The following is a 17,868-nucleotide window of genomic DNA, read 5'->3' on the forward strand; positions in this document are numbered from 1 at the left end:
TCCGACCAGATTCGGGGTGTAGCTCAGCTTGGTAGAGCGCCGTCTTCGGGAGGCGGAAGTCGCTGGTTCAAATCCAGTCACCCCGACCATTTCCCGCCCTATTTCTCCACTTCAAACGCGGTTTCCCCGTTGCTATAATCGCGGCTTTTGGTTCGATCCCCGATTGGAGTCGCGTCCCATGATTACAAGAAAAGGCTCGCTGCTGCTTTCCTGCGCCGGCCTGCTTGCCGTCTCGCTCGCTCCGTCCGCCGATGAACTGCAGCTGGAAACCGTCGAGGTGGTCAGCCGCGCCAGCAACGTGCTTGGGATGACCTCTTCGGCGTCCGAGGGTTTCGTCGGCCGGCCGGAATTCGAGTTCCGCCCCTGGATGCGGGTGGGGGAGCTGGTGGAAGTGGTCCCCGGCATGGTGGCGACCCAGCACAGCGGCGAAGGCAAGGCCAACCAGTATTTCCTGCGTGGTTTCAACCTGGACCACGGCACCGATTTCGCCGGCTTTCTCGACGGCGTCCCCCTCAACCTGCCGACCCACGGACACGGGCAGGGGTGGCTGGATCTCAACTTCATGATCCCGGAGCTGATCGATTACATCGAATACGGCAAGGGGCCCTATTATTCCGAAATCGGCGACTTCGCCTCCGCCGGCTACGCCAAATTCCACACCGCCAACCGGTTGGAAAGAGGCTTCTTGAAACAGACCTTCGGCAGCGACAAATACTTCCGCACCGTGGTCGCCGACTCCATCGATATCGGCCAGGGGACCCTGCTGGGGGCGACTGAAATCGGCTTCTTCGACGGTCCTTGGGACACACCCATGGACATGCAGCGTTACAAGGGCTTTTTGAAATATTCCTGGGAAGGCATCGGCCGCGGCTTCGACATCAGCGCCAACGCCTACTTCAATGACTGGACTTCCACCGACCACATCCCGGAACGCGCTGTCCAGCAGGGCCTGATCTCCCGTCTGGGGACCATCGATCCCAGTGATGGCGCCCAGGTGCATCGCTTCGGTCTCACCTTCAACGGCTGGAACGATTCCCGCTGGGGCCAGACCCGCCTGACCCTGTACACCTATTATTCCGACCTGCGGCTGTATTCCAATTTCACCTACTTTCTCGACGATCCGGTCCACGGCGACCAGATCTTCCAGAAGGACCGCCGTTTCGTCCTCGGCGGCAAGCTGAGCCATCATTGGCACTGGGTGTTCCACGGCATCGACGCCGGCTTCAAGCTCGGCGCCCAGGTGCGCCAGGACTTCATTCCCAAGGTCGCCCTGTACCACACCCAGCGGCGCCGCATCATCAATCCGGTCCGCATCGACGAAGTCAACGAAACCCACGTGGGCCTGTTCCTGGAGAACAACACCCGCTGGCACGAGAAGGTCCGCACCATCGCCGGCCTGCGGGGCGACATTTTCTTCTTCGACGTCCAGGACCGCTTCATCGACGCCAACAGCGGCGACACCTCCGATTACAAGATCAGTCCTAAGTTCGGCATCGTCCTGGGGCCGTGGTACGACACCGAACTGTATTTCAACTACGGTTTCGGCTTCCACAGCAACGACGCCCGCGGTACCGTCACCAAGGTCGATCCCCAAAGCGGCGCACCGGTCCGGCCGGTCGATCCCATCGTCGGTTCGCGCGGCTTCGAGGCCGGCCTTCGCACCTACTGGATTCCCAACCTCAGCACCACCCTGGCGCTGTGGCAGCTGCGACTGGATTCGGAGCTGGTGTTCGTGGGTGACGCCGGCACCACCGAGCCCAGCGGGGAGAGCAAGCGCTACGGCATCGAGCTGAGCAACACCTACAAGCCCCTCGACTGGCTCACCCTGGACTTCGACATGGCCCTGACCCGGGCCCGCTTCCTCAACGCCGGCAGCCACGCCAACAATGTCCCCAACTCCGTCGGCCGCGTCATCACCGGCGGCATCACCGTCGATCATCCCACCGGCGCCTTCGGTTCCATTCGGGTACGTCACTTCGGTGCCATGCCCCTGGAGGAAAGCGGCACCCACGATGCCGACAGTTCCACCATCGTCAACATGGGGGTCGGCTGGCGCTGGCGCGACCGGCTGCGGGTGTCTCTCGACATTCTCAACCTGACCGACAGCGATGACTCCGAGATCCAGTACTACTATGCCTCCCGCCTGCCCGGCGAACCCGCACAGGGGGTAGAGGACTATCACTTCCATCCGTTCATGCCACGGCAGTTCCGCGGCACGGTGCAGTTGTTCTTCTGAGGTGATGGATCGGAGCCGGAACTAACCTCCGCACGGACAATCCAATCCTGCGATTCGAATCTAAGGGGATTTTTATGGCTACGAGGCGATTGTTGCTGTTCTGGCTGGCGGCCTTACTGCCGCTGTGGGCCCAAGCCCACGCCATCCTGGTAGAGGCCAATCCGGCTCCGAAATCGGTCATCAAGGTGAGCGAGGCGCCCAAGGAGATCTGGCTGCGCTTCGACGCCGGCGTCGGTGAGCGTTACCTGGCGCTGGCAGTGATCGACCGCAGCCGCAAGAAGCGGGTGGACGCCAAGGACGCCGACCGGGATTTCACCGATCCCAGCATCGTGCGGGCGAGCTTCAAGGAACCGCTCCAGCCGGGCAAATATCTGGTCCGCTACCGGGTCCAGTCCGCCGACACCCACATCATCACGGGCCGTTTCCAGTTCACCGTCGTCGAGGATGACCAATGAATCTGCGCATTTTCATCACCCTGCTGGCGCTGCTGGTCGCCGGTTTCTCCCTTCCCGGACAAGCCGCCCCCAACATGAAGGGACGCGCCTGCATGGTGACCACCGACTTCTACATCGTCCACTTCTCGGCCTTCCAGCCCCCGGCCAAGAAGCCTGAAACCGACGCCGAGCGCAAGGAGGCCTTCCGTCCCTACTGTCATGAGCTGCCGCGCACCGGCACCACCTATCTCGGCATGGACTTCATCGACCGCGACGTGCGGGAGATGCCCATCAGCATGAAAGTGGTGGAGGAAAAACCGGGCGCTGGCGAGGAAGGCAAGTCGCAGGTCACACGGGTGATCAAGGAAGTTCCGCCCAAACTGTATCCCCAGGGGGTCGCCGACCTGCGGGTGGATTTCGACAAGCAGGGACACTACGCCCTGATCATCCAGTTCGGCGGCGAGGACGCGCTGGAGGAGGACATCATGCGGATTCCTCTGACCGTGGCCCTGACCTCACCCTGGGCGCATATTCCCTTCATCAAATACGCTGCGGCAGCCGCCATCGTGGTGTTCTTCACTATGGTGATCTTCTTCATTTCCCATTTCCGTGGCGCCCGCAAGGCCACACAGGCGTAAATCCCACAGCCACCGCTGGCTGATCACCGGCCGGCGGTGGGCTTTCCGCCTGCACCGCTGGCTCGCCCTGGGCACCGCCCTGCTACTGGTGCTGCTGGGGCTGAGCGGCAGCCTCTTGGTCTATCGCGACCCGCTGTACCGGCTGCTGCATCCCCAGACCCGGATTCAGATCAGGGAGCAGCCCGCGCCTTTGGGACGCCTGCTCGACGCCGCTTTCACCTTGTATCCCCCCGACTCCGGCGCCTGGCGGCTGGTGCTGCCCACGCAAGCCGGCGAGCCGGCCAAGGCCACCTATGTCAGCGACGACCCCTTCGAAGGCCCGGAAGGGGAGGTGATCGTCTGGATCGATCCGTACCGTGCCGAGGTCCTGCGTGCCTTCGAGAAGGACAGGGACTGGTTCGAAGGGTGGTTGTACCGCTTCCATTCCACCTGGCTGCTGGAGGAAGGAAAGCTGCTCAGCGCCGCCCTGGGGGCGGTTCTGGCGATCCTCATCGCCACCGGCCTGTTCCTGTGGTGGCCGACCCGCCGCCGCCTGCCCCTGGATCTGGCCGGCAGCCACCGCTGGCTGGGGGCCCTGGGCAGCCCGCTGCTGCTGTTCAGCACCCTCACCGGGCTCTATCTCGCCATCCCCCACGCCTGGCTGCCGGCGCTGTATCCGGCCATAGTCAGCGAGCCACGCCCGCCTGTCCTGGAGCCGGCGGACACCGCACCGCTGGACATCGACACCCTGGTGACCCGCATCGTCCGCCGCCATCCACGCCTGGAACTGCGGGCCCTGTCGCCGCCGCGCAGCGAAACCGATCCCTGGCTGCTGGAGTTTCACCGCCAGGGGGACTACGACGCGCCGCCGAGCTGGGACAAAGTCTGGATCGATCCCTGGCACGCCCGCCTTGCTGGCCGGATTGCGCCACCGCCCACCTGGCGGGAGACGCTGCTGCGCTGGATGTTCCCGCTTCACAGCGGCGCAGCCGTCCCGCCCGAAACCCTGCCGTTGCTGGCTCTCACCGGCCTGCTGCCGCTGCTGCTGGCCTGCACCGGTCTGTGGCTGTGGCTGCGGCACCGACTCAGGAGACGACACCGTGCTCTATCTGCTCGCCAAAACCGTCATTAACGCCCTCATCATCACCGCCGCCAGCGAAGCAGCCAAGCGCAGCCCACTGATCGGTGCGGTGCTGGCGTCGATCCCGCTGGTTTCGGTACTGGCGATGATCTGGATGTACCACGAGCAGCACGACGTGGCCCAGATCGCCGCCTTCGCCCGCGACATCTTGTGGCTGGTGCTGCCGTCCCTGCTGCTGTTCGCGATCCTCCCGCTGCTGTTGCAGCGGGGACTGCATTTCTATCTCAGCCTGGCCATCGCCATCGCCGTCACCGTCGCCGGCTACGGACTGATGGTGGTATGGTTGCGCCGTGGCGGTTGATTTCCCCCGCCGAAAACCCTATTTTCCTTAAGAAAAAGCGAATTTTTGGAGGAGCGCTGCGATGAGCGAAACGAAACAACTGTGGGACCGGCCCCTGCAGCACTGGTTGATCGGCGGCGGCATTGGGCTGGCTGTGATCGTCGGCTGGGCCCTGTTCTCCGGCGAGGAGGCGCAATACCAAGAGAAGGACAAGGTGCTGGCCCGCTGTCAGGACAACTACCTGCGCGGCTGGATCAAACGGGTGCGGGCCACCGGTTACGAGGTCAAGTTCGACAAGGACACCCAACCGATCCTGTGCACCCCCTATCTCTGGAAGCCGATGTTTCTGGAGCCTTATCAGCCGGCCACGGAGGTCGAGGTCGGAGGGACGACCTACAAAATCGGCGACAAGGTGGCCTTCGAGATCAAGGTGGAAAAAAAGCGCTACAAACTGATCGCCGAAATCGTCGATCTCACCGCCGACGGCAAAGCCAGGCTCAAGGTGGTTGATGGCGATCCCCTGGCGCGGGGCTACTATGACCAGCACATCGGTTCCAACTATATCGCCCTGGATCGCTTCGAGCTGATCAAAGTCCACCGAGAACCCCGCGTCAGGGACAGCCGTCAGCCGTAAAGATCCAGCCCCAGCGACGCTTCGGCAACCCGAACGTAGCCGTAGGCGCTGATGCCCGCTTCCTGCCCTACGTTCCGGCGCAGGGGATTGTTGCCGCCATCCTGACGCTGCTGGATCTCGATCTGTGCCTTCATCGCCATCGCCGCCGCGGCGGCGGCGACGCTGCGGTCCTGGGGCGAGGGATCGCCGGGAGCGAGGGCGGCGCGGCGGATGGTTTCCGCCTTGCGCAAGGTCGCCTCGGGATCGCCGGGAACCGGGGAGGTGTCGATGTTGACATGACCGCCGATGGCATAGCGCCGGCCGTCCGGTCCCACCTGGTACTCGAACGTCGGCCCGCCCAGGGCGTAGGAACCGGCGGCGGCCAGATGGGCCATTTCATGGGCCCGCACTTCCCGGTCGCGCTGGCGCAGTTGTTCCACCTGCCGCAGCTGAGCCTGGTCCAGCTGCAGGCGGTTTTCCGTACCACTCTTGGGTTTGCCCTCGCTTTCGGCGTCACGGCCCGCCGCCGCATCCGCACCGGCCACCTGAACGTGGGGAAGAAACGCCGGGGAGGTGGAATGAACCTGCATACCCGTCACCGTAGAAACCGCCTCTTTGCCGTTAGCGGCCGCCGCCCCGGATCCTTTAGGGATCAGTCTCGTCCAGACGCTCCATCAGATAGCACAGGCAGTCCTGACGGATGACACGCGCGTCCAGGGTCAGCATCGACGGCATCACCCGCTGGCACTGGATCAGCCTACTGTCTTCCACCGCGAAATAGCGCCCCGTCACCTCCCGGCCTTCCTCGTCCACCACCTGCACCGGCATCCGCTCGGTGTGCACCTCGCCCCAGGCAACGCCGGGCGGCAGCTTGGTGAAGTTGAGGTGGTCCAGGTCGCCGCGCAGCACCAGATCGGCGCTCTCGTCGTGAAAACTGAAGCGGATGTCGTCGGGAATCCTGACCTGGGCCACGGTGTGGAACAGGTCGATGGCGCCGCGGCCGATGGGTTTGTCGGGAACCTGGCGCAGATGCAGGCAGGTGTCGATGAAGTCGGCGGCATGGACCGCGCCGCGTTCCACCCCGGGCCTGCCGCATTCCAGGGTCACCGCCGGGCACAGTTCGGCGAAGGCCAGCGACTGCACCCCGCGGGGCCGCAGGAAATACACCACCAGGTGACCGAACAGCGCCGCCAGGTGGAGGAACGGCCGCTCCAGTTTATTGACGCAGGCGTAGTGGGGATTGCGGCCGGTGTTGTTGTGGACGTCGATACTGGCGAACACCCGGCGCCGGCGCATGATCTCCCACACCTGCCGCATCAGCCGCACCTCCGGGCAGTCAGGGTGGTCGGTTCCCGGCCAGACCCGGTTGTAGTCCGGCTGGCCATCGAGCCGCCGCATTCCCGCCGCCGCAGCGGCGACATTGCCGAAGAACACCGACAGGGAGCGCGGCAGCGGCGCAGCCCGGTATTTGCGCAGGAGGCGCTGAACCGCCTGCAGCCCGGTCACCTCGTTGCCGTGCAACAGGACGGAAACGAACAGGGGGCGCGTCTCGCGGCCCGGCAGATGCAGCAGGGTGGGGCCCGGCAGCAGGGTGTGCAGGTCGCGGGCCTCGATGTCGAGCAGACCTTCGGGAACGCAGTCGATTTGATGCAGGGTCAGATCGGCCATGTATGGACAGGGTCTCCTTGGCGTTGATGATGAAGATAGGCTGCCGTCAGAGCGGTGAAGTCCCGCCCGTGGGCGGCGGCGAAGCGGCGCTGCCACAGGGCGCCGTTCTGGTCGGCCAGCACCCGCTGGCGCACGATGTCGAGATAGAATTCGCGGTCACGGCGGCATATCCCCAGCCGCTGCAGTCCCTCCCGCGCCCGCGGAATCAGCTCGTCACGCAGCAGTCTGGACAGGTGCCAGCGCTGGCCCCCGGTCCAGGTCACCCGCGTGTCCCAGCCGTGTTTGGCGGCGCGGTAGAAATTGTCCCGGGCGACGGCGAAGGGCAGGGGCTTTTCGTGGCTGAGGGACTCGGCCAGCCCGTAGTACAGCGCCGCGTTGGCGATCATGTCCACCAGGGTCGGGCCGGCGGGCAGCACCCGGTGCTCGATGCGGAAATGGGGGGTGCCGTCGGCGTCGAACCCCACCAGCGGGCGGTTCCAGCGCCAGATGGTGCCGTTGTGCAGGCGCAGATGGGCCAGCTTCTCCGGCGGGGTGTCGAAGCAGATCGGCAGCAGCGGCGGAAAATGCCGCAGGTTCTCCTCGAACACCTCGCTCAGCTGGCGGCGGGCGTAGCCGCTGCCGAAGCCGACCCGGCGCAGGGGGCCGCGCACCGCCGCCCCGTAACCGCCCACTTCGATGGCTTGCTCGAACAGGGGGATGCGGGTTTCGGCCCACAGATCGCGGCCGAACAGGAACGGCGAATTGGCCCCGGCCGCCACCGTCGCCGCCGAGGCGACGATCGATGCGTTGTAAAGGGCCACCGCCCGCCCCCGGGGGGCCTGCAGATGAATCTGGAACGAGGTGGCGGCTGACTCCAGCATGACGTCGTGATGCAGGCACTTGAGATGTTCGAGGCCGTGGATGTCCAGCTGCAGCGGCTGGCCGCCCCGCTGTTTCAGAATCTGCTCGTTGAGCGCCAGATAGCGGTTCAGCGGCGACAGGTTGGCCAGGCTGAGATCGGCCTGCCGCAGCGTGGGCAGAATGCCGATCATCAGCAGCGCCAGGTCGAGGCGGCGGGCGCAGGCATCGGCCCGGCGCCACAGCTGCGTCAGCTCGTGATGGAAGCGGCGCAAAGCGTCCTCACGCAACGGACGGGGCTGATTGTTGAGCTCGACGTTGAAGCGCGCCAGCTCCGCCGAGGCCAGGGGATCGGCCAGGGCCTTAAGATAGCGGACGTTGTCCGGCGCCGGGCGCAACCGGCGGTCCACCAGCCAGGCCTCGATTTCGAAGCCGCCCACCGGCTCGCGTCCGGAAAGACGGTCTTCGTCCTCCAGCACCCGCAGCAGGCGGGTTTCTTCGGCGACCCGGCGGCGGAAGCACTCGAAATCCGCCGGCATGAAGCGGATACGTTCGATTTCCTGACCCAAGTTGAGCGATCTCCTCGGCCGAAGGTTACAGGTTGAAGGCGTTCCACACCGGCTCGACGCCCGGCGGCAGCGGCTCCAGCCGCCCGAGATCGATCCAGGGAAAGGCCGGATCGTGGAAATCGGACCCCACCGACCCGGCCAGACGGTAACGGCGGGCGTAATCGGCGCAGGTGGCGATCTGGTTGGGGGTGCTGTTGCCGTTGACCACCTCGATTCCCACCCCGCCGGCGGACTGGAACGCCGACAGAAAGCGCCGCAGCCAGCTGGCGGTGAGCTGATAGCGCAGCGGATGGGCCAGCACCGCGACGCCGCCGGCGGCGCGGATCCATTCCAGGGCCTCTTCCAGCCCGGCCCAGCGGGTGGCGACGTAACCGGGTTTGCCCCGCACCAGATAGCGGTCGAAGACCTCGGCCACCGAAGCGGCATAATCCCGGGCCACCAGAAAGCGGGCGAAGTGGGTGCGGGTGATCATGCCCTCACCGGCCATTTCCTCCACCGCCGCCAGACTGCCCTCGATGCCGTGTCTGGCCAGATTCTCGGCCATCGCCGCCGCCCGCTCGCGGCGGATCCGCTGCAGGCCGGCCAACCCCCGACACAGGGTTTCATTGGCGGGATCGACGCCCAGACCGAGAATGTGGAAGCAGCGCTTCTCCCAGGTGACGGAGATTTCCACCCCGGCGATCAGGCGGACACCGAGCACCTCGGCGGCGCGGCGGGCGCTCGCAATGCCGGCGACGCTGTCGTGGTCGGTAAGGGCCAGATGACGCACGCCGTTCTCCGCCGCCCGCCTCACCACCCGGGCCGGGGACAGGGCACCGTCGGAGGCACTGGAATGACAGTGGAGATCGAACGCCGAGGTCATGGCAAGGCCTGCTGGCGTTTGCCGTACAGCCTGGCGTAAAGGCCGCCCTGGGCCAGGAGATCGGCATGGCCGCCCTGTTCGCAGATGCGGCCGTCCTCGAACACGTAGACCCGGTCGGCCTGTTTCACGGCGCTGAGGCGGTGGGCGACGATCACCGTGGTGCGGCGCGCCAGGAAGCGGGACAGCGCTTCGTGGAGGCGCTGCTCGGTTTCGGTGTCCAGCGCCGAGGTGGCCTCGTCGAAGATCACCACCTTGGGTTCGGCCAGGATCATCCGGGCGATGGCGAGGCGCTGGCGCTGTCCTCCGGAAAGACGCATGCCGCTGCGGCCGATGACGGTGTCCAGGCCGGCGGGCAGGGCGGCGACGGTGTCGGCCAGCTGGGCGGTCTCCAGGGCCTGCCACAGGCGGCGGTCGTCCAGATCGCGGCCCAGGGTCAGGTTGGCGCGGATGGTGTCGTTGAACAGCACCGGCTGCTGCAGCACCGTGGCCACGTGTTCGCGCACCACTTCCATGCCGATGCGGGTGATGGGCTCGCCGTCGTAATAGACCATCCCCCGTGTCGGCGCGTAGAGGCCGATGAGCACCTGCACCAGGGTGGACTTGCCGCCGCCGCTGGCGCCCACCAGGGCGATCTTTTCACCCGCGCCGACGTCGAGGCTCACGCCCTTGAGGACTTCGTCCCCCCGGTCGTAGCGGAAGTGCAGATCCTCGACCCGGATGGACACCGTGGGCTTGCCGCGGAAGGGATTGACCTGATGCGGGTAACGCGGCTCCTGGCGCAACGCCAGCAGGCGGTTGATCCGCGCCAGCGCCGCCTGGGCGCTGTAGAAGGCGTACTGGATGCCGAGCAGTTCCTGCACCGGCCCCATCATGAACCACAGGTAACCGAACACCGCCAGCATCTGGCCGATGCTGAGATCGGAGAACAGCACCATGGTCATGGCGGTGGCGCGGAACAGATCCACGCCGTGGAGGAAGACCACGAAGCTGAAGCGGTTGAGAGCGTCGCTCTTCCAGGCGTACTGGCCGGCGCGGTGGCGCACCTGGTCGGCGCGATCGCGCAGGCGCTCGAAGTAATAGCGCTCGCGGTTGCTGGCGCGGATCTGCTGGATGGCGTCCAGGGTTTCGGTCAGGGCCTGCTGGAACGCCTCCAGAGCGCCGTTTTCCTGCTTCTTGAGCTGCTTGACCCGTTTTCCCAGGGCGCGGGTGAAATAGATCACCAGGGGGTTGAGACAGAGGATGAACAGGGCCAGGGGCCAGTGGATCCACAGCAGGATCGCCGCGGTGCCGACGATGGTGAGGGCGGCGATGAGGGAACGGCTGATGGTGGCGCCGAGAAACTGGTCCAGGGTGTCGACATCGGTGACCAGGTGGGTGACCACGGTGCCGCTGCCGAGGGACTCGTATTCCGCCATCGACACCCGTTCCAGGCGCTTGAGCAGATCGGTGCGCAGCCGGTAGGTGACGTCCTTGGAAATCTCGGTGAACTGGCGCGTCTGCCAGACGTTGAAGCCCAGGGCCGCCAGCCGCAGCAGGAACGACAGCACCAGCACCGCGCCGATGTACCACAGAGCCCGGTCCCAGGGGAACGCCGCCGGCGGCGGCAGCCAGCGGTCGATGAAAGCGGTCACCGGTCCCGGATGTCCCAGCAGGACCTCGTCCACCAGGGTCGGGATCAGCAGCGGCACCGGCACCGCCGCCAGGGCCGCCAGCAGCGCCACCGCCTGGGCCAGGAGCAGCTTGCGCCGGTGACGCAGGCTCAGGCGGATCAGGGTGCGCCAGTCGTAGCGGCGCGGCGGCAGGGCGGCGGTGCGGGACATGGGCTTCAAGGGCGCAGACAGGGATAAACCGGGTCGATCTGGTCCACGTCTTTGTCCGCCGCGATGGCGAGCGGCCGGTAACGGCTCAGTTCCTCCAGTGGCAGGGGACCGACGAGGGCTTCCAGCTGAGTCAGTTTCAATCCCTGGCGAAGCAGATGGACGATGTAAGCATGACGAAGCGCTTCCGGGGTTACGCTTTCCGGATCTTCCAGTCCGGCTTCGACCGCGGCCAGATAGAGCGATTTGCGGACCGCTTCCGGATCGCCGGGCACCAGGGGCGTCCCCCCGCTGGCCGCCAGCCAGGTCTTCAACCGCGGAGCCAGGGGCAGGGAGCGCCGGTGCGGGGGCGGGACCAGCAGACGCGCATGGGCCAGATCCACATCCGTGGTTTCCAGGCGGGTCAGCTCTTCCGGGGTCAGGCCGCTAAGAAGCAGGGCGATGGTCTGGCGGGTCTTCAGGTCGGCGTGGTCGATCAGGCGTTGCAGCGTCCCGGTATCGAGCTCCTGCGGCTGGGAAGGCAGCCTTTCCGGCACCGTTTCCGTCCTCAGAGCTTCGGCCGGCGGCGGTCGGGAAAACAGGGGAGCCTGACCGGGATCGGCATAAACGTGCACCCCCGCGAGGGTCAGCCGGGTGTCCGGCAGCCGTGCCTCCCGCCGGGTCAGGAATTCCAGCAGCCAGACCGCCACCAGTCCCAGCCCGAAGGCGAGCAGCACCACCACCCCGGCATCACGCCAGTAATGGGGCCGGATGGGGCTTTCCGGCGTGTAGGCCTTTTCGACCACCTCCACCTGGGGATACTGTTCCAGCTGCTTGACCTCCAGCTGGGTGATGCGGGCCTGGAGCTCGCGCTGCTGTTCTTCCAGCTGTTCCAGGTCCTTCACCAGCGACTCGTGCTCGGCGAAGCGGGTGCTGAATTCCTGCGCCTGGCGTTTGTGCGCCTCCAGCTGGCGCCGGGTTTCTTCCACCGTCTGGAGGGCGGCGGCGTAATCCTGCTGCGCCTGGGCCAGCACCACCCGGCGCCCCCGTTCCACCAGCGCCGCGATCTTGGCCTCCACCTCCCGCAGCTGCTGCGGCACCTTGCGGTAGGCAGGATTGAGGCGGATGTACTGGGGGGTGAAACGCTGCTTCATGGCGGTCAACTTTTCCCGCAGCGCCTGGGCCCGCTGCTCCAGCACCGCCAGCACCTGCTGGTCTTCCTCGGGGACCACGGGCTTGCCGGCGGCGACCGCCGCTTTTACCGCATCCAGCCGCGACCTGGCCTCGATCACCGCCTCGTTGGCCTTGTTGAGGGCCTCGGTCAGACCGTTGAGACGGGCGAGCACGGTGTTTTCCCCGCGCTCCAGGGAAGCGATGTCGTAACGCTGACGGAAATCCTCCAGGGCCTTGCGGCGGGCGGCGATTTTGCCCTGAAGCGCCGCCAGCCGTTCGCGCAGCGCCCGCAGGGTGGCGCCGGTGGAAGCCTCGATCTCCCGCGCCCGCGCCTCCCGGTAGACTTCGACCCAGGTGTTGACCAGGGGGGCGAGCAGGTCGCGGTCCGGGCCTTCGGCGATCAGGCGCACCAGATTGGTGTCGGGCACCGGTTCCACCCGCAGCATCTCCCTGACCGCCGCCGGGGTCAGGCCCGGCGGCAGGCGGCCATCCCATTCCAGCCGTTTGAGGGTTTCCTCCAGCAGCGGCTGGCCGGTAAGCAGGACCCGCTGGATGGCGATGTGCTGGGGATCGACGACGATCTCGTTGGCATCGGCCGCCGGCGGCGGAGTGGTCAGCAGGGTGGCGCCGGCCTGATAGATCGCCGGGCGCAGAAACACGACCAGCCAGCCCAGCAACAGGGTCGCGGCGGCGACGGCGGTGAACACCTGGACCCGGCGCTGCCGGTACCAGGGCAGAGGCGGGACGCTGGCGGGCGGGGCCGGTTCCGGCCCGGAAATTCGTTCCACGGGGATCTGTGCCATCGTCTCACCTCGTTCGGCTGATGATCTAGGGTAACAGGGCCAACAGGTGGTGCAGGCGCGCCTCCAGGGCCTTGGCCGAGGCCGCCCGCACTGTGGCGTGACCGACCTTGCGCCCCGGGCGCTCGGCCTTGCCATAGAAATGGCAGTGGACACCCGGTTGCGCCAGCACGTCGGCCAGCGCCGGCAGCACGCCGATGAAATTCACTATCGCCGCATGTCCCACCGGCTCGGTGCCGCCCAAGGGCAGGTCGAGGATGGCGCGCAGGTGGTTTTCGAACTGGCTGGTTTCCGCCCCCTCGATGGTCCAGTGACCGGAGTTGTGCACCCTGGGCGCCATCTCGTTGGCCAGCAGGCGGCCGTTCACCTCGAACAGCTCCAGAGCTAAGACCCCGACATAATCGAGACGTTCAAGCAGGCAGCGGGCATATTCCTGTGCCTGCACCGCGGCGGGATCGCCCGGGCGGCAGCGGGCGAGATGAAGAATGCCGTTCTTGTGGAGGTTCTCGCTGAGGGGATAGAAGGCTGTCTCGCCGCTGGCGCGGCGCACGGCGATGACCGAAACCTCGCGGTCGAAGGGAATGAAGCCCTCGCCGATCAGCGGCCGGCCTGCCAGCTCGGCCCAGGCGGCATCCATGTCGGCGGCGGTGCGGATCAGAAACTGCCCCTTGCCGTCGTAGCCGAAACGGCGGGTCTTGACCAGGAACGGCCAGCCCAGCTGCTTGGGCGCCTCCTCCAGATTCTCCCGGCTGTCGATGGCGACGAAGGGCGGGGTGGGAATGTCGAGGCTGCGAAACAGCGATTTTTCCCGCAGGCGGTCGCGGCTGGCTTCCAGAGCCGCCAGCGGTGGATAGATGCGGGTGCGGTCCTGCAGCCTGCTCAGCCCTTCCAGGGACACGTTCTCAAACTCGTAGGTGATGACTTGGCAGGTGTCGGCCAGCCGCGCCAGCGCCTCCGGATCGTCATAGGGGGCGACCAGGTGTTCGGCCAGGGGGCCGGCGCAGGCATCCGGGGCCGGGTCGAGGACGGCGAAATCCAGCCCCAGGGGGTAACCGGCTAGAATCAGCATCCGCGCCAGCTGGCCGCCGCCGATGATGCCGATCTTCATGAGGCTACCTCGCGGGGATCGGGATGGGCCAGCACGGTTTCGGTCTGGCGCTGGCGGTAGGCAACGAGCGCGGCGTCGATCCCCGGGTATTCCGGGGCCAGGATCGCCGCCGCCAGCAACGCGGCGTTGACCGCCCCGGCGCGGCCGATGGCCAGGGTGCCGACCGGAACCCCGGCCGGCATTTGCACGATGGACAGCAGCGAGTCCAGGCCGTTGAGGGTGCGCGACTGCACCGGCACCCCGAGCACCGGCAGGGTGGTCTTGGCCGCCGCCATGCCCGGCAGGTGGGCAGCCCCGCCGGCGCCGGCGATGATGACCCGAAGGCCGCGCTCCCTGGCGCTGCCGGCGTATTCGAACAGCAGATCCGGGGTACGGTGGGCGGAGACGATGCGCACCTCGAAGGGGACCTCGAGCTGCTCCAGCATATCGGTGGCGTGGTGCATGGTGTCCCAGTCGGATTGGGAACCCATGATCACGCCGACGAGAGGTTGGGTAGTCATGAAAATTTTTGTCACGCTGAATGGTTGCGGCGATGTTATTATGACAAAATTCAGCCGTTCCGGCGGCAGTTCCCGGTTCGCCGCTCTTGAGAAACGGCCGGCCGACCCCAGATTTGTCGTGTAGCCAACTCTGAAAGAACCAAGGAGATCCAACTGATGAGTATCATGGGCATCAGCCAGTTCGAGCGCTTTTTCCGTGAAGCCGCGTCCCTGGACGTGGACAAGAACGACCTCAAGCGCCTGTCGGACTTCATCAACCAGAAACTGCACGACCTGCTGTTGATGGGCGTGGCCACCGCCAAGGCCAACGGCCGCGACGTCATCCTGGTGCACGACCTGCCGATCACCAAGGGGTTGCAGGAAAGCATCCACCAGTTCCGCAAGCTGGACCTGGCCCTGGAGCTGCAGCCGATCCTGGACCAGCTAGCCAAGCTGCCGCCGCTGGAACTGGCTTACGGTGAGGACGTGGAAGCCAAACTGCCGGAAATCGTCGGCGGCCTGACCTACGCCATGGCCAAGACCTTCAAGATCGTCGACCCGACGCTGAAAAATCCCCAGACCGAGCACTGGAACCGGGTCGCCGACATCTTCAGTCTGCTGCTGTAAGCCGCAGCCGGATCATCCCATCGGCAAAGCCCGCCTCCGTGCGGGCTTTTTGCCGCCTGCCTGCCGGCCGAGACTGGGTTACAATTAACCGGTTTTTCCCGAGGAGATCCGAGCGTGTTGGAAATCATCGAAGCGGGCGGCTGGCTCATGTGGCCGATCCTGGCCTGTTCCGTGCTGGCGACCGCCATCGTCTGCGAACGCTTCTGGAGCCTTCGGACTACCCGCATCATCCCGCCGCACCTGGTCACCCAGGTCTGGCGCATGTTCCGCCAGGGAGAGCTGGACGCGAACCACATCCGGCAACTGCAGACCAGCTCCCCGCTGGGGGCGATTCTGGCCGCCGGCCTGAGCAACTACCGCTACGGGCGCGAGGTGATGAAGGAGGCGATCGAGGACGTCGGCCGTCAGGTGGCCCACGAGCTGGAGCGTTTCCTCGATCTGCTCGGCACCATCGCCTCGGTCACCCCGCTGCTGGGCCTGCTGGGCACGGTGATGGGGATGATCAAGGTCTTCAGCGCCATCACCGCCGTCGGCGTCGGCGACCCCAAGGTGCTCGCCGGCGGCATTTCCGAAGCCCTCATCACCACCGCCGCCGGATTGTCGGTGGCGATCCCCAGCCTGATCTTCTACCGCCACTTTCAGGCCAAGGTGCAGGATCTGGTGCTGAAAATGGAAAACGAGGCCCTGCGCTTCATCGACATTATGTACAGCGAAACCGACCACGAGGAGCCGAAAGGGGAATGAACTTCCGCACCACCCGGCGCGAGCGCCTCGAACTGAGCCTGACGCCGATGATCGACGTGGTGTTCCTGCTGCTGATCTTCTTCATGGTCACCACCACCTTCGAGCGCCAGGCCCAGCTCAAGCTCGAACTGCCCCAGGCCAAAAGCGCGGTCCAAAGCCCCCGGCAGAAACCGCTGGAGGTGGTCATCGACGCCGCCGGCCATTACTACATCGGCGAGCACGAACTGGTCAACACCCGCCTGGAGACCCTGAAAAGGGCCATGCAGCGGGCGCTGCAACAGGGCGTGCGGCCGGTTGTGGTCATCGTCGCCGACAAGCGCACTCCCCATCAGGCGGTGATCCGGGTGCTCGACGCCGCCCGCCAGCTGGGCCTGAGCCACATCTCCTTCGCCACCGAAACCACCCAAGAGTGAACCGATGGACAAGAGACTCCTGGACATCCTGGTCTGCCCGGTCTGCAAGGGCAAACTGATCTACGCCGCCGAGACCGAGGAGCTGATCTGCAAGGCCGACCGGCTGGCCTATCCGATACGCGACGATATCCCGGTGATGCTCGAAGAGGAGGCCCGCAAGCTGAGCCTGGAGGAATACGACCGTCTCAAGGACCGATGACCGGCTTCAAGATCGTCATCCCCGCCCGCGCCGCCTCCTCGCGCCTGCCCGACAAACCCCTGCTGCACCTGGCCGGCGAGCCGATGATCGCCCACGTCTGCCGCCAAGCGCTCAAGGCCGACGCCGACGAGGTGGTGGTCGCCACCGACGATGCCCGTATCGCCGAGGCCGCCCGCGGCGCCGGCGTGGAGGCGGTCCTGACCTGCCCGTCCCACACCAGCGGCACCGAAAGGATCGAGGAGACCGCCCGCCTCAAAGGCTGGGACGACGACACCATCGTGGTCAACTGGCAGGGGGACGAGCCGCTGTTGGACCCGCGCCTGGTCAACCGCCTGGCCTGCGACCTGGATGAACATCCGGACGCCATGGTCGCCACCCTGGCGGCGCCGGCGAGCGAGACCGAGATCTTCAATCCCAACGCCGTCAAGGTGGTCATGGACCAGGCCGGCTACGCCCTCTATTTCAGCCGTGCCCCCATTCCCTGGCATCGCGAATCCTTCGCCACCGACCGCCCCGATCTCGCAGCCGCCTGCTACTGGCGTCACATCGGCGTCTATGCTTACCGGGTCGGGCTGCTGCACCGCTACGTGCACTGGCCGCCGGCACCGCTGGAGCAGGCCGAGGCGCTTGAACAATTGCGCATCCTGTGGCACGGTGAGCGCATCGTCGTGCTGAGCGTGGAACATGCGCCGGAACCGGGCGTGGACACCCGCGAGGATCTGGAAAGGGTGGACCATGTGCTGCGGCAGCGCCAGGGCTGAAACCACCATTTCGAGGTAAGCGTCATGATTCGTATCCTGTTCGTGTGCATGGGCAACATCTGCCGTTCCCCCATGGCCGAAGGGGTGTTCCAGAAACTGCTGGAACGGGAGGAACTGGCCGATCAGGTCATGATCGATTCCGCCGGCACCCACGCCTATCACCTGGGCAAGGCACCGGACGAGCGCGCCATCCGCGCCGCCCGCGAGCGCGGCATCGACATCTCCCACCTGCGCGCCCGCCAGGTGGAGCCGGGGGATTTCGAGGAATTCGACCTGGTCCTGGTGATGGACGAGCAGAACTACGACACCCTGCTGTTCACCAGCGCCCGCAAATATCAGCACAAACTGGGCTATCTCCTCGACTATGCCCCCCACCTCAAGACCCGCAACCTTCCCGATCCCTACTACGGCACCGAACCGGGCTTCGACCGCGTCCTCGACATGATCGAAGACGCCTGCGAAGGTCTGCTCGCCCATTTACAGGAACGCCGTCAGCGACAGGCGCCCTGAC

20 protein-coding genes and 1 tRNA gene are annotated in these 17,868 nt (G+C 66.0%); 13 read left to right on the forward strand and 8 right to left on the reverse strand.

Annotated elements, in window-relative coordinates:
- Window positions 1–12: 12 nt before the first annotated feature.
- The 7 genes from MCIT9_RS03495 to MCIT9_RS03525 all read left to right on the forward strand — a co-directional run bounded on the left by MCIT9_RS03495 (window position 13) and on the right by MCIT9_RS03525 (window position 5,342).
- Window positions 13–89 (forward strand) — tRNA-Pro (locus tag MCIT9_RS03495).
- Between the two features lie 89 nt (window positions 90–178).
- Window positions 179–2,236 carry a TonB-dependent receptor gene (locus MCIT9_RS03500; protein ID WP_317706032.1) on the forward strand — a complete coding sequence of 686 codons (2,058 nt, stop codon included), beginning with the start codon at window positions 179–181 and terminating at the stop codon, window positions 2,234–2,236.
- 74 nt (window positions 2,237–2,310) lie between these two features.
- Window positions 2,311–2,691, forward strand: a complete 381-nt coding sequence (locus tag MCIT9_RS03505) for a copper resistance CopC family protein (protein WP_317706033.1) — start codon at window positions 2,311–2,313, stop codon at window positions 2,689–2,691.
- Window positions 2,688–3,308 carry a hypothetical protein gene (locus tag MCIT9_RS03510; RefSeq protein ID WP_317706034.1) on the forward strand — a complete coding sequence of 207 codons (621 nt, stop codon included), beginning with the start codon at window positions 2,688–2,690 and terminating at the stop codon, window positions 3,306–3,308. Before MCIT9_RS03505 ends, MCIT9_RS03510 begins: the two co-directional genes overlap by 4 nt.
- A complete protein-coding gene (locus MCIT9_RS03515) occupies window positions 3,280–4,419 on the forward strand; it encodes a PepSY-associated TM helix domain-containing protein (RefSeq protein ID WP_317706035.1) in 1,140 nt (379 codons plus the stop codon). Before MCIT9_RS03510 ends, MCIT9_RS03515 begins: the two co-directional genes overlap by 29 nt.
- The gene (locus MCIT9_RS03520; RefSeq protein WP_317706036.1) at window positions 4,388–4,729 is read left to right on the forward strand and encodes a DUF3147 family protein; all 342 of its coding nucleotides are present in this window, start codon (window positions 4,388–4,390) and stop codon (window positions 4,727–4,729) included. Before MCIT9_RS03515 ends, MCIT9_RS03520 begins: the two co-directional genes overlap by 32 nt.
- A gap of 61 nt (window positions 4,730–4,790) precedes the next feature.
- On the forward strand, window positions 4,791–5,342 hold the full coding sequence (locus MCIT9_RS03525) for a hypothetical protein (protein ID WP_317706037.1): 552 nt from the start codon (window positions 4,791–4,793) through the stop codon (window positions 5,340–5,342).
- Here the strand turns inward: MCIT9_RS03525 and MCIT9_RS03530 are convergent.
- Genes MCIT9_RS03530 through purE form a run of 8 tightly spaced genes read right to left on the reverse strand, consistent with a single transcriptional unit; the run spans window position 5,333 to window position 14,634 of the window.
- Entirely contained in the window at window positions 5,333–5,911 is a 579-nt protein-coding gene (locus MCIT9_RS03530; protein WP_317706038.1) for a putative metalloprotease CJM1_0395 family protein, read from the reverse strand. The two genes, MCIT9_RS03525 and MCIT9_RS03530, sit on opposite strands and share 10 nt — an antisense overlap.
- Window positions 5,912–5,966: 55 nt before the next feature.
- Window positions 5,967–6,989: a M14 family metallopeptidase gene (locus MCIT9_RS03535; protein ID WP_317706039.1), complete on the reverse strand. Its 1,023-nt coding sequence runs from the start codon at window positions 6,987–6,989 to the stop codon at window positions 5,967–5,969.
- On the reverse strand, window positions 6,977–8,395 hold the full coding sequence (locus tag MCIT9_RS03540; protein ID WP_317706040.1) for a glutamate-cysteine ligase family protein: 1,419 nt from the start codon (window positions 8,393–8,395) through the stop codon (window positions 6,977–6,979). The genes MCIT9_RS03535 and MCIT9_RS03540 overlap by 13 nt, the downstream gene beginning before the upstream one ends.
- Before the next feature lie 25 nt (window positions 8,396–8,420).
- Window positions 8,421–9,257: a PHP domain-containing protein gene (locus tag MCIT9_RS03545; RefSeq protein ID WP_317706041.1), complete on the reverse strand. Its 837-nt coding sequence runs from the start codon at window positions 9,255–9,257 to the stop codon at window positions 8,421–8,423.
- Entirely contained in the window at window positions 9,254–11,077 is a 1,824-nt protein-coding gene (locus MCIT9_RS03550; protein WP_317706042.1) for an ABC transporter ATP-binding protein, read from the reverse strand. The genes MCIT9_RS03545 and MCIT9_RS03550 overlap by 4 nt, the downstream gene beginning before the upstream one ends.
- A 5-nt stretch (window positions 11,078–11,082) precedes the next feature.
- On the reverse strand, window positions 11,083–13,029 hold the full coding sequence (locus MCIT9_RS03555; protein WP_317706043.1) for a GumC family protein: 1,947 nt from the start codon (window positions 13,027–13,029) through the stop codon (window positions 11,083–11,085).
- Between the two features lie 25 nt (window positions 13,030–13,054).
- The gene (locus tag MCIT9_RS03560; protein WP_317706044.1) at window positions 13,055–14,134 is read right to left on the reverse strand and encodes a 5-(carboxyamino)imidazole ribonucleotide synthase; all 1,080 of its coding nucleotides are present in this window, start codon (window positions 14,132–14,134) and stop codon (window positions 13,055–13,057) included.
- Window positions 14,131–14,634, reverse strand: a complete 504-nt coding sequence (gene purE, locus MCIT9_RS03565) for a 5-(carboxyamino)imidazole ribonucleotide mutase (protein WP_317706045.1) — start codon at window positions 14,632–14,634, stop codon at window positions 14,131–14,133. The genes MCIT9_RS03560 and purE overlap by 4 nt, the downstream gene beginning before the upstream one ends.
- A gap of 156 nt (window positions 14,635–14,790) precedes the next feature.
- On the opposite strand from purE, the gene MCIT9_RS03570 reads away from it, so the two are divergent.
- From MCIT9_RS03570 to MCIT9_RS03595, 6 genes are all read left to right on the forward strand, one after another.
- Window positions 14,791–15,240, forward strand: coding sequence for a DUF1931 family protein (locus MCIT9_RS03570; protein WP_317706046.1), 450 nt, complete (start codon window positions 14,791–14,793; stop codon window positions 15,238–15,240).
- A 114-nt stretch (window positions 15,241–15,354) separates the two neighbouring features.
- The gene (locus MCIT9_RS03575; RefSeq protein ID WP_317706047.1) at window positions 15,355–15,984 is read left to right on the forward strand and encodes a MotA/TolQ/ExbB proton channel family protein; all 630 of its coding nucleotides are present in this window, start codon (window positions 15,355–15,357) and stop codon (window positions 15,982–15,984) included.
- Entirely contained in the window at window positions 15,981–16,397 is a 417-nt protein-coding gene (locus tag MCIT9_RS03580) for an ExbD/TolR family protein (protein ID WP_317706048.1), read from the forward strand. The genes MCIT9_RS03575 and MCIT9_RS03580 overlap by 4 nt, the downstream gene beginning before the upstream one ends.
- A 4-nt stretch (window positions 16,398–16,401) precedes the next feature.
- Window positions 16,402–16,596 (forward strand): Trm112 family protein, encoded by a 195-nt coding sequence (locus tag MCIT9_RS03585; protein WP_317706049.1) that lies wholly within the window; start codon window positions 16,402–16,404, stop codon window positions 16,594–16,596.
- Window positions 16,593–17,357, forward strand: a complete 765-nt coding sequence (gene kdsB / locus MCIT9_RS03590; RefSeq protein ID WP_317706050.1) for a 3-deoxy-manno-octulosonate cytidylyltransferase — start codon at window positions 16,593–16,595, stop codon at window positions 17,355–17,357. Before MCIT9_RS03585 ends, kdsB begins: the two co-directional genes overlap by 4 nt.
- Before the next feature lie 24 nt (window positions 17,358–17,381).
- Window positions 17,382–17,867, forward strand: coding sequence for a low molecular weight protein-tyrosine-phosphatase (locus MCIT9_RS03595; protein ID WP_317706051.1), 486 nt, complete (start codon window positions 17,382–17,384; stop codon window positions 17,865–17,867).
- The last annotated feature ends 1 nt before the right edge of the window (window position 17,868 follow it).

Origin of the sequence: Methylomarinovum caldicuralii (assembly GCF_033126985.1) — a bacterium.
Taxonomy (GTDB): domain Bacteria; phylum Pseudomonadota; class Gammaproteobacteria; order Methylococcales; family Methylothermaceae; genus Methylohalobius; species Methylohalobius caldicuralii.